Source organism: Peptoniphilus sp. Marseille-Q6390 (assembly GCF_965119475.1).
Genome location: NZ_CBCPLS010000002.1, coordinates 59,724 through 74,227 on the forward strand (window position 1 = coordinate 59,724; position 14,504 = coordinate 74,227).

The window sequence follows — 14,504 nt, forward strand, 5'->3', positions numbered from 1 at the left end:
AGTATGACGAAATTTATATTTGTTACAGGTGGAGTTGTTTCAGGAATTGGAAAGGGAATTTCTGCAGCAAGTATTGGTAGACTTTTAAAGGACAGGGGACTTTCTGTCTTTATGCAAAAATTTGATCCTTACCTAAATGTTGACCCAGGAACTATGAGTCCCTACCAACATGGGGAAGTTTTTGTAACTAAGGATGGAGCAGAAACTGACTTAGACCTTGGTCACTATGAAAGATTTATTGATGAAGAGTTGACTAAGGGTGCGTCAATTACAACTGGCAAGGTTTATTCAACAGTTATTGCCAAGGAGAGAAGGGGAGACTACGACGGAGCAACTGTCCAAGTAATCCCTCACATCACTAACGAAATTAAAAATGCAGTTTACAAGGCTGCCAAGGAATCCAAGGCTGATGTTGTAATAACAGAAATTGGTGGTACAGTAGGTGACATTGAATCCCTTCCATTTTTGGAAGCTATAAGACAAATTCACTCAGAAAATAAAAAATCTGACGTCCTATTTGTTCACACAGTTCTTGTGCCAAACATTCCTGGTTCAGATGAATTAAAGACAAAGCCAACTCAACACTCCTTCAAGGAGCTAATGTCTAATGGAATTAAAACAGATGTAATAATTGTAAGGTCTAATGGTCTAGTTACAGATGACTTGAGAGAAAAGATTTCATTGTTCTGTGACGTGCCAGTGGAAGCAGTTATCCAATCAACAAATGTTGAACTTATTTATGAAGTTCCCCTAGTTTTCCACGAACAACACCTTGACGACTACATCTTAAAGGAACTTGACCTAGAAGACAGACCAGCTTCCAAGGGCAAGTGGAGAGATATGGTTAAAAGATTTAAGGACGTCAAGGGTGACGTTACCATTGGACTTGTTGGAAAATATGTAAGCCTTCACGATGCTTATCTTTCTGTGACTCAAGCTTTAACTGATGCAGGTTGCGAAAATGGCTACAAGGTAAATATCAAGTGGATAGATGCAGAAGATATTGAAAAAGATGCAAGCATACTCGATGGACTTGATGGGATAATTGTACCAGGTGGCTTTGGATCACGTGGAACTGAAGGAATGATCATGGCTTCTAAGTACGCTCGTGACAACCACATCCCTTACTTTGGAATTTGTTACGGAATGCAAATCGCACTTATTGACATTGCAAGAAACAAGCTTGGATTTAAGGATGCCAACTCTACAGAGATAAATCCAGATACAAACTATCCAATCATTGACCTTTTAGAAAACCAAAAGGACATTAAAAATGTTGGAGGAACTTTAAGACTTGGCAATTATGACTGCACAATTGAAAAGGACTCCCTAGTTTACTCTCTTTATGGTCAAGAAAAAATTAAGGAAAGACACAGACACAGATACGAATTTAACAACGACTTCAGGGGCAAGATTAGGTCAGCTGGCGTAGTCTTCTCTGGTATCAACGAAGACAAGGACCTAGTTGAAATAATTGAACTAAAGGACGAAGACTTCTTCGTGGCTTGTCAATTCCATCCAGAATTTAAGTCAAGACCTACAAAGGTTCACCCATTATTTAACGGCTTTGTGAAAGCAGTAATCCAAAAGAAAAATAAATAAAAATATAAAAAATAAAATCTCATCCATCTTATGTGGGTGAGATTTTTTTTCTTTTGAAACTTTGAATTTTAAATTTTAATTTTTGGATTTAAATTTTAAATTTTGGATTTTAGTTTTAGTTTTAGTTTTAATTTCATATTAAAAGCAATTTATTAAAAAATAAAAAAGTCCTGGTTCTTGACCAGGATTTTCTTATAGGAACTTGTCTTTTAAATTATCCCAGTAGGAATTATTTGAGAAGACAAGTTTTTTTATTGTTTTGTTTGAGAGTCTTATGTTGACCCTGTGTAAGTTGTTGAAGAAGTATTCTGACCCGTCAACTAAGAGCAAATTGGAGTCCTTGTATCTTTTTTCAACAACAAGTGAAATTGTGTGAGCCCCTGGTACAATAACTGATGAGCCAAGAGACCTATAGGCAGCTGAGTTCATTGGGGAGATGGGAGTCATCTGCAAGACGTGAAGACTTGGATAGACTATGGCGCCTCCAGAAGAAAAGTTGTAGGCAGTTGATCCTGATGGAGTTGAAACTAGGACGCCGTCGCCAGAAAATTTTTCCACGTGGTTCCTATCTATAAAGACATTCATGTGAATTGTCTTTGAGTGAGCCGCCTTTAATACAACTTCGTTGATGGAGTAAAACTTGTAGGTCTTGCTTTTTGTGTAGATGTCAGACCTAATTAGTTTGATGTCGTCAACTTGGTAGTTGCCATCCTTGTAGTCCTTTACAAATTTTTCAACTTCTTCAGGTTTTATCTCTTGATAAAAACCTAGGTGGCCAGTGTTTATTCCCACGAAGGGCATTTCTGGAAAGTCGTTCTTGTGGATGGCCTTTATGAAAGAGCCGTCGCCCCCTATACAAATAGAAATCTCAGCATTTTTTTTGAAACCGTTAAAGGGTTCATATCCATATTTTGTTAAAACCTTGTGCAAATTTGTAGCAGTTTTCTTTGACTCGTAATTTGCGTTGGTAAGTATATTTATAATTTTTGACAAGACTTAAACCCCCTTGATTTTTTTTATCATTATTTATATTATAAACGAATAAAGTTCCCTTGACTAGAGGTGTATAATGTATAGATTAAATTCAAAAGATTTTATAAATTTTAAGTTCAACGGAAATTCGGGAAATAAAATAAAGGTAAATGACTTCTTAAAGGAGAGAGGACTTTCCTCAAGACTAATAAGAAAGTCAGTTAAGAGTGGAAATATTTATTTGAACTCCAGAGTAAATAGGAAAAATAAATTTTTAAAAAAGGGCGACCTTGTATCACTTAGGTTTGAAGATGAAGATCCCAATGGAGTAGTAGAACACAAAGACCTTGACATCATATACGAGGACGATGACCTTGTCATAGTGAACAAAGAACCCTTTATGGTGACTCACACTGCCAAGGACGATGCTGATGGGACTCTTTTAAATTATCTCTTGGGATATTTTGAAGATGAAGGCCTAAAGAGGAAGGTCAGGTTTGTAAATAGACTTGACAGGGACACTTCGGGTCTTGTCGTGGCAGCAAAAAATTCTTTTGCTCAAGATAAAATTTCCAGCGACTTTAAAGAAGATGTGGAGAAAAAATATCTGGCTGTAGTTGAGGGAATTCTTGAAGAGAAGGAAGGACTTATTGACGGACCAATTGCCACAAGTGAAGACGGTATAAGACGTGAAGTAAATTACGTCATCGGGAAGAGATCTCTAACTTCTTATGAAGTCCTAGATGAGTACAAGGATATGAGCCTAGTCCTCTTGACCCTTCACACAGGAAGGACTCATCAGATAAGAGTTCACATGGCCCACATAGGTCACCCTATCCTAGGTGATAGTCTTTATGGTAAGAAGTCAGATCTTATTAATAGGCAGGCCCTTCACTCCTATTCATTAAAATTTAAACTCCCAAGGAATAATAAGGAGATAGAAGTTTATGCAAAGCTTCCCAAAGATTTTTCCTTTTTTCCCTGCTCTTATTGAAAAAACACTTTCATTGCGTTATAATTTACTTAGGTAAATTCTGCGATGTACGAAGAATGCCTATTTAATTCAACCGACAAATTACACACGGGAAACTGTGTATGAGCGTCCTATGGCAATCCGTCTTTGAGCGGAAGTCAGAATACGCTATCAAGTTTTTTACCCACCATAATTTTTGGCGGGTGTGAATTAACTAGGTATCGGCATTGCGGTTTTTACTATTATTTTAAATGTTTATTTATATGAATTTTATTCTTGTTTTGAATAATCTTGAGTTAATGTGATTAATTTAAATGTTAAAGGGTAAAATATTAACAAGTATAACAAACAAACAATATAAAGGAGAGTTATTATGGGATTATTCGATTATTTAGAAGAAAAAAGAAATCAAGCAGTTAGAAGAAGAAGACTTAAAGAAATTTCAAAAATTGGTACTGGTCTTGCACTAGGAGCACTTGGTGGAATTCTTTTTGCACCTCAAGAAGGTAAAAAGACTCGTGAAGATATAGCAAACAAATCTAAAGAAGCAGCTAACCAAGCTTTAAACGCAGCTAATGATGCTAAGGACACTCTTGAATTCAAGGCTTACCAAGCTGGCGAACAAGCTAAGAAGACTTATGCTGACTTAAGAGAAAGAGCTGCACAAAAAAAATATGAATTTGACGAAGATGTTGAAGTAGCTAAGGCTAAAGCTAAAGCAATTGGCGAAGTTGTAAGAGCTGGCGCTGAAGACATTAAACATGATGTAAAAAATACAACAGAAGAAGTTAAAGATACAGCTAAAGACGTTAAAGAAGACCTAAAAGAAGGCGCTAAAGAAGTTAAAAAAGAAGCAAAAAAATCAGCTGAAAATGTAAAAGAATCTGTTGAAGAAACAAAAGACAAGGTAGAAAAAGAAGCAAGAAAATAAGATAGGGGGTATATAGGATGTTAGATCAAGCATTTACTATAGGTGGCCTACTTAGTTTCCTACTTTATGTAGCTGGTATAGCTGCACTTGTTGCACTATTCTTAGTGCTTATTAATGTATTTAAAATTTTAAAGAATGTTAATGAAATTGTTGAGAGAAACCAAGGAGAAATTGATCACACAATAAAGACTGTTCCTTCTATTATGGATAATGCCAAGGATATTTCTGACAATGTGAATGCAATTTCAACTGATGCTACAAAGCTTGTAAATGATGTAAAACCAGAAGTCGAAAGACTTATGTCAACTGTAGGTTCTGTTTCAGATACAGTTAATGGTATTACTAGACAAGTCGATGATACTTCTTTTAGAGTGTCAAATACAGTTATGAATATATCAGATGTTATTTCTGATACAGCTAAAACTATTTCACTTAGTTCAAATAACGCCATCGACTATTTTTATATTTTAAGAGAAGTTGCAAAGACTGTTAAAGAAGTCTTTCTAAGATAAACTAGGGACGGAGTTATTCTTCGTCTCCTTTTATTTTTATAAGTAGACAAGAGGAAAAAATGAAGAGAGTTAAAATTATTGCCAACCCAAACTCCGGCAGAGGGGCAGCGTTAGGCAAAATATTAGAACTTATAGAGTTGATGAGTGAGGACAGGTATGAGATTGAACTCCTATTCACTCACGAAGAGGGCGATGGCACTAGGTTTGCCTACGATTACTCTGGAGAGGACTTTATAATTTGTAGCGGTGGAGATGGGACAGTAAATGAAGTTGTAAATGGAATGTACCTATCAGGTAGGGATATTCCCTTGGGAATCCTTCAAAGTGGTACGGTAAATGATTTTGCCAACGCACAAGGACTACCAACATCCCCCAATGCCTTCTATAAAATGATAAAAAATTATAAGACAAAGACCATTGACCTGGGACTTGCTGGCGAAAGAGCCTTTATTAATGTTGCAGCAGGTGGCATGCTTACAGAGATTGCCTACACTGTTTCAGCTGAGAAAAAAGCAACTTTAGGTGACATGGCTTATTATCTTGAAGGTGCAAGGGTCCTTTTAGAAGAAAAAATTTTTAAATATAAAAAGAGTTTAAACTTTTATATAGAAAGTGAAGAGTTTACTGGAACTATTGAAGGACTTTTGTTTCTAATAACAAACTCGACTTCAGTTGGAGGCTTTAAAAAAATGGCTCCCTTGGCAGATATTTCAGATGGATTTCTGGATGTACTTATTTTTAAGGAAATCAGGATTTCTGATGTTCCTGAACTTTTTGCCTCTCTAATGGGTGGACGACATGTTGACCATAACAAGGTAATGTACTTAAAGACTAAAAATATAAAAATATCTAGTGATGAAAATCTAACAATTGATGTTGATGGAGAGAAAGCTTCAACACTTCCTATGACTTTTAAAGTTTTGGAAAATAAATTAAAAATAATAGTACCATAAGGAGGAAACTATGGCATCTACAATTAAAGATGTAGCAAAAATGGCAGATGTATCCATATCTACAGTATCAAGGGTAATAAATGACTCAAAACCTGTTAGCCCTGAGGCACGAAGAAGAGTCCTACACGCTATTGACGTTTTGGATTATAAACCAAACGAAGTTGCGAGAAGTTTAGTTACAAAGAAATCAAATTTAATTGGTGTAATTGTAGAAGACATTGGATCCAATTTTATTTCACAAATCCTTAGAGGGGTTGAAGAAGTTGGAAGAATGTACAAATACGACATACTTTTATCAAGCTCCTATGGTGACGCAGAATCTGAAATGAAGTTTGCCAACCTATTGGCACAAAAACAAGTTGAAGGTATTATTGTAATTTCAAACTTACACAATCCTAAACTTGAATACAAACTTGAAGAAAGCAAGATACCATATGTAATCATTTCAAACTTCTATGAAATTGAAAAATTCTCAACAGAAATAGACTATGAAAAAGCATCCTATGAAATGGTTAAGCTTTTAATAGAAAAGGGACACAAGAATATTGCTTCTCTTGCTGTAAGGAAGGACTATGACAGGACTTTTGAAAAGAAAAAGGTTGAAGGCTACAACAGGGCCATGGAAGAGGCTGGCTTAAAGAAGATAAATCTTTTTGTTGAAGGTCGTGATGCAAAGGACATAGAAGATGAAGAAGGAAAGATTCTTGACACAGTTAAGAAGGAGGGAGTTACAGCTTTCTTCACATCCTATGACACAATTGCCATCCACCTAATGAACATGTTGTTAGACAATGGCTACAAGACTCCAGATGATATTTCCGTAACAGGCTTTGGAGGATCTTATATTTCTGATATCTATAGACCAAAACTTACAACTGTAAAGATTCCTTACTACGACATCGGTGCAGTTTCAATTAGGAAGATCCTAAAGAAAATTGACAAGAAGGAAAGCGACCTATCAGAAAATCTTGTACTTCCATCACAAATTCTTGAAAGAGAAAGTGTAAAGGAATTGAGATGACAAGAGTTTCTATTGAGACCAAAAGTGAAATTATAATGAAGGGACTTCAAAATATCCTAGAAGGATATGAAGTCCTTGATTTTTATGAGGACGCAGGAGAAGACTTTGACATCCTAATCTTTGAAGACAAGAATTTAGAGAAGCTTGAAGTTGATAAGATCAGATTAATAGACGAGAAAAATATTCCCCTTGTAATAGACTATTCACTACTTAGCTATTGGGCGTCAGCTGATGATGTAAGAGAAGGGATAGATAAGACCCTAAGAGGCTACATCTATATAGAAGAAAGTTTAAAAGAAGCTAAGACTAATAGGAGCTATAAGTTTGAAAAACTAAAAACTCTCAACAGGAGAGAGAAAAAGCTTTTAGAAGAAATAATTTTGGGCAAGACCAACAAGGAGATCTCGAGAGAAATATTTATTAGTGAGAAAACAATAAAGAACAACTTAACTTCTGTCTACAAAAAATTAGGAGTCAGTGGAAGAAAAGAAATAATAAAAAATTACAGCCAAATTAAATATTAATAGTTTATAATATGTTAGTAAGACTAACATATTTTTTTTTACATAAAATTAGAAAGAGGAAGACATGAGAGACTATTTAATTTATTTTTTTATCTACGCCTTCATAGGTTGGGTAGTAGAAGTATCCTACCACGCAGTCACAAAGGGGAAGTTTATTAACCGTGGCTTCTTGGCAGGACCCTACTGTCCAATATATGGTTTTGGTGCCATATCAGTAATATACTTTTTGACAGACATAGCAGAGAAGAACAAGTTGGTCTTGTTCCTTGGCTCAATGTTAATAGCGACCCTAATAGAATTCGTGGCAGGCTTCTTGCTTGAAAAAATATTTCACGAGAGATGGTGGGATTACTCCGATAGAAAATTAAACATAGGAGGCTACGTCTGCTTAGAATTTTCAGTAATATGGGGGATGTTTTGCTTCCTATTATACGAAGCAGTCCATCCACTAATAAGAAAACTTGTGGGCTTTGTGCCAGATGCTTTTATAAAATATCTGGGGATTGGTTTAGTAATAATTATGACCCTAGATCTAATTGCTACTATTGTTACACTTATTGGATTGAATAAAGAATTTAAATCCATAGATAAGATTAGTAGAGACATTAAAAAAGTATCCGATAAGATTGGAGTAAGAGTTTACGACAAGACAGTCAAAATTGAAAGTAGACAAGAAGAACTAAAGAAGAAGCCAGAGTTTATAGAAATTGAAAATAGGATCAAAGATTTAAAAGAAAGAAAAGCTCAATTAGAAGAAAAGAGAATATTAAAATCCTTCCCTAACTTAAGTAAGAGACTAGGAGAAAGACAAAGAGAGATAGAAGAGTTAAGAGAGAGGATAAGAGATCAATACTCAAGAGACTAAGAGTAAAAAAATAAAAAACTTTTAAAAAAGTCATTGACAGATAAAAAAGAAAATAGTAATATATAGCAGTTGTCAAAAAAACAGCTGCTATATATTTTTTTTACAAAAAAATAAAAAAACAGTTGACAGATGATTTTCTAGATGCTAATATATAGAAGTTGTCACTTAAAGACAGCAAAAAAACTACTGGTTAGTTAAGTAAAAACAAAATAAAAAAAATGTAAAAATTACTTGACAAAGAAAAAACACGGTAGTATAATAAACAAGCTACTTCAAAAAGGTAGCAAATGAAACATGATAATTAAATAGTGTGAAGATAAACAAATTCGTGATAGAATCACAGATTCTTGTCAAAGAATCAAAAAGCAAACCAGATATTCGTTTAGTTTTGAGAAAACTAATGAGTCATACAAATTTTTAATTGAGAGTTTGATCCTGGCTCAGGACGAACGCTGGCGGCGCGCTTAACACATGCAAGTCGAGCGATGAAACCTTAACAGAACCCTTCGGGGCGAAGATAAGATGGATTAGCGGCGGACGGGTGAGTAACACGTGAGTAACCTGCCTTAGACATTGGGATAGCCTCGGGAAACCGGGATTAATACCAAATGAAATCACATATGCACATGCATAAATGATCAAAGCTCCGGCGGTCTAAGATGGACTCGCGTCCCATTAGCTAGTTGGTGAGGTAACGGCCCACCAAGGCGACGATGGGTAGCCGGCCTGAGAGGGTGAACGGCCACATTGGAACTGAGAAACGGTCCAAACTCCTACGGGAGGCAGCAGTGGGGAATATTGCACAATGGAGGGAACTCTGATGCAGCGACGCCGCGTGAACGAAGAAGGCTTTCGAGTCGTAAAGTTCTTTTATATGGGAAGATAATGACGGTACCATAAGAAAAAGCCCCGGCTAACTACGTGCCAGCAGCCGCGGTAATACGTAGGGGGCTAGCGTTGTCCGGAATCACTGGGCGTAAAGGGTTCGCAGGCGGAAATGCAAGTCAGGTGTAAAAGGCAGTAGCTTAACTACTGTAAGCATTTGAAACTGCATATCTTGAGAAGAGTAGAGGTAAGTGGAATTTTTAGTGTAGCGGTGAAATGCGTAGATATTAAAAAGAATACCGGTGGCGAAGGCGACTTACTGGGCTCATTCTGACGCTGAGGAACGAAAGCGTGGGTAGCAAACAGGATTAGATACCCTGGTAGTCCACGCTGTAAACGATGAGTGCTAGGTATCGGAATAATTCGGTGCCGCAGTTAACACATTAAGCACTCCGCCTGGGGAGTACGTGCGCAAGCATGAAACTCAAAGGAATTGACGGGGACCCGCACAAGCAGCGGAGCATGTGGTTTAATTCGAAGCAACGCGAAGAACCTTACCAGGGCTTGACATACTGAGGACCGGTATAGAGATATACCCTCTTCTTCGGAAGCCTCAATACAGGTGGTGCATGGTTGTCGTCAGCTCGTGTCGTGAGATGTTCAGTTAAGTCTGGCAACGAGCGCAACCCCTATCTTTAGTTACCAGCATTTCGGATGGGGACTCTAAAGAGACTGCCGATGATAAATCGGAGGAAGGTGGGGATGACGTCAAATCATCATGCCCTATATGCCCTGGGCTACACACGTGCTACAATGGAAGATACAAAGGGAAGCGAAATAGTGATATTAAGCAAACCTCAAAAAGTCTTTCCCAGTTCGGATTGTACTCTGCAACTCGAGTACATGAAGATGGAGTTGCTAGTAATCGCAGATCAGAATGCTGCGGTGAATGCGTTCCCGGGTCTTGTACACACCGCCCGTCACACCATGGAAGCTTGTAATACCCGAAGCCTGCGAGCAAACCGTAAGGAAGCAGCAGTCGAAGGTAGGATAGGTGACTGGGGTGAAGTCGTAACAAGGTAGCCGTATCGGAAGGTGCGGCTGGATCACCTCCTTTCTAAGGAAAATAATCTTCACACTATTTTAATTATATATATGGGGGTATAGCTCAGTTGGGAGAGCGCCTGCCTTGCAAGCAGGAGGTCAGGAGTTCGAATCTCCTTATCTCCACCATGAATAGCATGAAAATGCTACTCTGAACCTTCTTTGAAAAAAGAAGAGAACCATAACAACTTAAAAACTAATCAAAATTTCTTAAACAAACAATTAAACTGGAAATAAACAGAAATGTTTATTAACAAAGGTCAAGTTAAAAAGAGCACTAGGTGAATGCCTAGGCACCAAGAGGCGACGAAGGACGTGACAAGCTGCGAAAAGCTACGGAGAGGAGCAAATATCCATTGACCCGTAGATATCCGAATGGGGAAACCCACCGTAAGGTATCCTATAGCCAATCCATAACTATAGGAAGCGAACCAGGTGAACTGAAACATCTAAGTAACCTGAGGAAAAGAAAGAAAACTCGATTCCCTGAGTAGCGGCGAGCGAACGGGGAAGAGCCCAAAGTGTAAAAAGAGACAATAGCCAGCCAAATAATCTGGGAAGATTAACCAAAGAAGGTAAGAGTCCTGTAGGCGAAAGCGAAGATATCCGACACAAAAGAGTACCACGGAACACGAGAAATTCAGTGGGAAGATGGGGGGACCACCCCCTAAGGCTAAATACTACTTGGTGACCGATAGCGAACAAGTACCGTGAGGGAAAGGTGAAAAGAACCCCGAGAGGGGAGTGAAATAGAATCTGAAACCTAGTGTTTACAAGCAGCGAAAGTGGCATACGCCACGATCGTGTACTTTTTGTAGAACGGGCCAGCGAGTTACGATTACTAGCAAGGTTAAGCATTACAGATGCGGAGCCGAAGCGAAAGCGAGTCTAAATAGGGCGAAAGTTAGTGGTTGTAGACCCGAAACCGTGTGATCTATCCATGAGCAGAGTGAAGTTGAAGTAAAATTCAATGGAGGCTCGAACCGGGTAACGTTTAAAAGTTATCGGATGACTTGTGGATAGGGGTGAAAAGCCAAACGAACACGGAGATAGCTGGTTCTCCTCGAAATAGCTTTAGGGCTAGCCTCTAGTAAGACATGAAAAGGGGGTAGAGCACTGATTGGTTGCGGGGCATGCATATGTTACCAAAACCTATCAAACTCCGAATACCATATCATGCACTAGGGAGTCAGACTATGTGGGATGAGCTTCATAGTCGAAAGGGAAAGAGCCCAGACCATCAGCTAAGGTCCCAAAATTATAGTTAAGTGGGAAAGGATGTGGAGTTACTGAGACAACTAGGATGTTGGCTTAGAAGCAGCCACTCATTTAAAGAGTGCGTAATAGCTCACTAGTCAAGTGACTCTGCGCCGAAGATAACCGGGGCTAAACTATATACCGAAGCTATGGAACGAATAACGTTGGTAGAGGAGCAATGTATGAAGGACGAAGCATAAGCCGTAAGGCAGTGTGGACATCATACAAGAGAGAATGCTGGCATGAGTAGCGAGAGGTGAGTGAGAATCTCACCCGTCGAAAACCCAAGGATTCCTGAGCAAGGCTCGTCCACTCAGGGTAAGTCGGGACCTAAGGCGAGGCTGAAAAGCGTAGTCGATGGACAACAGGTTGAAATTCCTGTACCGATACAATCGTTAAAGGAAGTGGGGACGCAGGAGGATAATAAGAGCGCCCAGTTGGTGAGGCGTGCAAGCGCAAAGTCTGGAGAGTAGGCAAATCCGCTCTCCGAAAAGGATGAAGCGTAATGCGGATCGAAAACAAGTAGAGAAGCTTATGACTCCACACTGCCAAGAAAAGCCACTACAAGAGAAGTATCGCCCGTACCGTAAACCGACACAGGTAGGTGAGGAGAGAATCCTAAGACGAGCGGAAAAACCTTTGTTAAGGAACTCGGCAAAATGACCCCGTAACTTCGGGAGAAGGGGAGCCCCTGTAACAGGGGGCCGCAGTGAAAAGGCCCAAGCGACTGTTTACCAAAAACACAAGTTTCTGCTAAGTCGAAAGACGAAGTATAGGAGCTGACACCTGCCCGGTGCTGGAAGGTTAAGGGAAAAAGTTAGCGCAAGCGAAGCTTAGAACTGAAGCCCCAGTAAACGGCGGCCGTAACTATAACGGTCCTAAGGTAGCGAAATTCCTTGTCGGGTAAGTTCCGACCCGCACGAAAGGTGTAACGATTTGGGCACTGTCTCAACAAAGGATCCGGTGAAATTGTAGTAGCGGTAAAGATGCCGCTTACCCACGACAGGACGGAAAGACCCCGTGGAGCTTTACTGTAGGCTGAGATTGAATTTTGGGATTAAATGTACAGAATAGGTGGGAGGCAGAGAATTAGGTACGCCAGTATCTAAGGAGCCACCGTTGGGATACCACTCTTTTAATGCTAGAATTCTAACCTAACCCCATGAATCTGGGGAAGGGACACTCTCAGTTGGACAGTTTGACTGGGGCGGTCGCCTCCGAAAGAGTAACGGAGGCGTTCAAAGGTTCCCTCAGCACGGATGGAAATCGTGCGTAGAGTATAAAGGCAGAAGGGAGCTTAACTGCGAGACCAACAAGTCGAGCAGATGCGAAAGCAGGACTTAGTGATCCGGTGGTACCGAGTGGAAGGGCCATCGCTCAACGGATAAAAGCTACCCCGGGGATAACAGGCTTATCTCCCCCAAGAGTCCACATCGACGGGGAGGTTTGGCACCTCGATGTCGGCTCGTCTCATCCTGGGGCTGAAGTAGGTCCCAAGGGTTGGGCTGTTCGCCCATTAAAGAGGCACGCGAGCTGGGTTCAGAACGTCGCGAGACAGTTCGGTCCCTATCCGTCGTGGGCGTAGGAAATTTGAGAGGAGCTGTCCTTAGTACGAGAGGACCGGGATGGACAAACCTCTGGTGCACCAGTTGTACTGCCAAGTGCATAGCTGGGAAGCTAAGTTTGGAAGGGATAAGAGCTGAAGGCATCTAAGCCCGAAGCCCCCCTCGAGATGAGATTTCCCTCGAAAGATAAGACCCCTAGAAGAAAATTAGGTAGATAGGCTCAAGGTGTAAGTGTAGCAATACATTCAGCTAGCGAGTACTAATAGGTCGAAGACTTGACCAAAGAGTTAAAGGAAGATTAGTTTTTAAGTTAATCTGGTGAGAATAGGACAATGGACACACCTGTACCCATACCGAACACAGAAGTTAAGCATTAGTCCGCTGATGGTACTTGGTTGGCAACGACCTGGGAGAGTAAGTTATCGCCAGTTAAAAGGTCTATTGATGTAAGGTTTCCTTTGTCAATAGACTTTTTATTTTAAATACTCCTTTTAAAATTAGTAAAATATTTTGCTTTAATTATTCCACAATGAGTAATCTCATTACATATTAAAGATAAGAAGATCTTCCAAAACCTCTTGGGAGATTTTTTTATTGGAAAAATTTATATAGTATGGAAATCTTTAAAGGAATTATAAATAATCTGCCTGACCTTAAAAGTTGATGATATTGAATTATTTTTAGGGTAAACTATAAGTAGGTGATATTATGAAAAGTAAAGTCGCAAAAGTTTTTGCTATTGTAATTATTCTTACAATAATTTTATTTGCAGCCATTCAAATTTATTTTTCTCCAACTCCAAATTTTAGTAGGAATAATTCTATGAACGGCGTTAAAGTAAATATTCAAGTTTCCAATGATGAGAGAAAACCAATTGTAAGGACCTTTGAGAGAGAGGAATTTGAAAGTTTACCTGAGAGTAAGGTCATGAAAGTAAGGGATAAAATTGCTGGAAGGATAGAAGGCGACATTCCTTGTATTCATTTAAATTATGATAATAAGATTTATTTTGAATTTACAAAAGATGGAAAAGTTTATGAGCCAGAAATACCTAAAATAAAAATCTTTGCCTCTGCCTCTCACTATGCTGACGATCAAAAACAGAGGGTAATAGAGGGAGAACTAGACAGACTTGATGATGGAAGGTATTTTTATGAGACTAAAAGATATAGCACTCAATTTGAAAAATATTTTCTGGAATACTTAAGGATTGAAATTTACTACACAATTGATGGTGTGGACTACCTTTCTACCTTTGGGACCTTCCAAGATAATGCAAATGACGGCACAGACTTTTTTGACAATGAAAATTTAGAAAAGCCAATCCCACCAGAAGAATAAAATAGGACAAAAAAATTCAGGATAGATAAATCTACCTTCTTTATTGGACAATCCAGTAA

Annotated in this window: 10 protein-coding genes, 1 tRNA gene, 3 rRNA genes and 1 other RNA gene; 14 read left to right on the forward strand and 1 reads right to left on the reverse strand. The window is 38.9% G+C overall.

All coding sequences use genetic code 11. The features are described from left to right. Positions 1-3 precede the first annotated feature (3 nt). Complete coding sequence (locus ACWPVO_RS06125) at positions 4-1,602, forward strand: CTP synthase (protein WP_060799755.1); 1,599 nt, start codon at positions 4-6, stop codon at positions 1,600-1,602. A gap of 192 nt (positions 1,603-1,794) precedes the next feature. Here the strand turns inward: ACWPVO_RS06125 and ACWPVO_RS06130 are convergent, their stop codons facing one another. Then, entirely contained in the window at positions 1,795-2,595 is an 801-nt protein-coding gene (locus ACWPVO_RS06130) for an NAD(+)/NADH kinase (protein WP_454207270.1), read from the reverse strand. A gap of 76 nt (positions 2,596-2,671) precedes the next feature. Here ACWPVO_RS06130 and ACWPVO_RS06135 point away from each other — a divergent pair, with 76 nt between their 5' ends. The 13 genes from ACWPVO_RS06135 to ACWPVO_RS06195 all read left to right on the forward strand — a co-directional run bounded on the left by ACWPVO_RS06135 (position 2,672) and on the right by ACWPVO_RS06195 (position 14,445). Continuing rightward, positions 2,672-3,568, forward strand: coding sequence for an RluA family pseudouridine synthase (locus ACWPVO_RS06135; RefSeq protein WP_454207272.1), 897 nt, complete (start codon positions 2,672-2,674; stop codon positions 3,566-3,568). Positions 3,569-3,602: 34 nt separating this feature from the next. Then, a non-coding RNA gene (gene ssrS / locus ACWPVO_RS06140) (6S RNA) lies at positions 3,603-3,787 on the forward strand. Between the two features lie 133 nt (positions 3,788-3,920). Continuing rightward, positions 3,921-4,478 (forward strand): YtxH domain-containing protein, encoded by a 558-nt coding sequence (locus ACWPVO_RS06145; protein ID WP_005957857.1) that lies wholly within the window; start codon positions 3,921-3,923, stop codon positions 4,476-4,478. 17 nt (positions 4,479-4,495) lie between these two features. Then, a complete protein-coding gene (locus tag ACWPVO_RS06150) occupies positions 4,496-4,990 on the forward strand; it encodes a hypothetical protein (protein WP_005957876.1) in 495 nt (164 codons plus the stop codon). Between the two features lie 59 nt (positions 4,991-5,049). Then, positions 5,050-5,943, forward strand: coding sequence for a diacylglycerol/lipid kinase family protein (locus tag ACWPVO_RS06155; RefSeq protein WP_005957863.1), 894 nt, complete (start codon positions 5,050-5,052; stop codon positions 5,941-5,943). A 10-nt stretch (positions 5,944-5,953) separates the two neighbouring features. Next, on the forward strand, positions 5,954-6,964 hold the full coding sequence (locus tag ACWPVO_RS06160; protein ID WP_060799759.1) for a LacI family DNA-binding transcriptional regulator: 1,011 nt from the start codon (positions 5,954-5,956) through the stop codon (positions 6,962-6,964). Further along, positions 6,961-7,488 carry a LuxR C-terminal-related transcriptional regulator gene (locus ACWPVO_RS06165; RefSeq protein ID WP_454207275.1) on the forward strand — a complete coding sequence of 176 codons (528 nt, stop codon included), beginning with the start codon at positions 6,961-6,963 and terminating at the stop codon, positions 7,486-7,488. Before ACWPVO_RS06160 ends, ACWPVO_RS06165 begins: the two co-directional genes overlap by 4 nt. 64 nt (positions 7,489-7,552) lie before the next feature. Next, positions 7,553-8,353: a putative ABC transporter permease gene (locus ACWPVO_RS06170; RefSeq protein ID WP_454207277.1), complete on the forward strand. Its 801-nt coding sequence runs from the start codon at positions 7,553-7,555 to the stop codon at positions 8,351-8,353. A gap of 417 nt (positions 8,354-8,770) precedes the next feature. Next, positions 8,771-10,295 (forward strand): 16S ribosomal RNA (locus ACWPVO_RS06175). Between the two features lie 40 nt (positions 10,296-10,335). After that, positions 10,336-10,411 (forward strand) — tRNA-Ala (locus ACWPVO_RS06180). 129 nt (positions 10,412-10,540) lie between these two features. Continuing rightward, a 23S ribosomal RNA gene (locus tag ACWPVO_RS06185) occupies positions 10,541-13,387 on the forward strand. Positions 13,388-13,418: 31 nt separating this feature from the next. After that, positions 13,419-13,535 (forward strand): 5S ribosomal RNA (rrf, locus tag ACWPVO_RS06190). Together the 16S, 23S and 5S rRNA genes with 1 tRNA gene alongside form the textbook arrangement of a ribosomal RNA operon. Before the next feature lie 277 nt (positions 13,536-13,812). Next, positions 13,813-14,445 (forward strand): hypothetical protein, encoded by a 633-nt coding sequence (locus tag ACWPVO_RS06195; RefSeq protein WP_454207279.1) that lies wholly within the window; start codon positions 13,813-13,815, stop codon positions 14,443-14,445. The last annotated feature ends 59 nt before the right edge of the window (positions 14,446-14,504 follow it).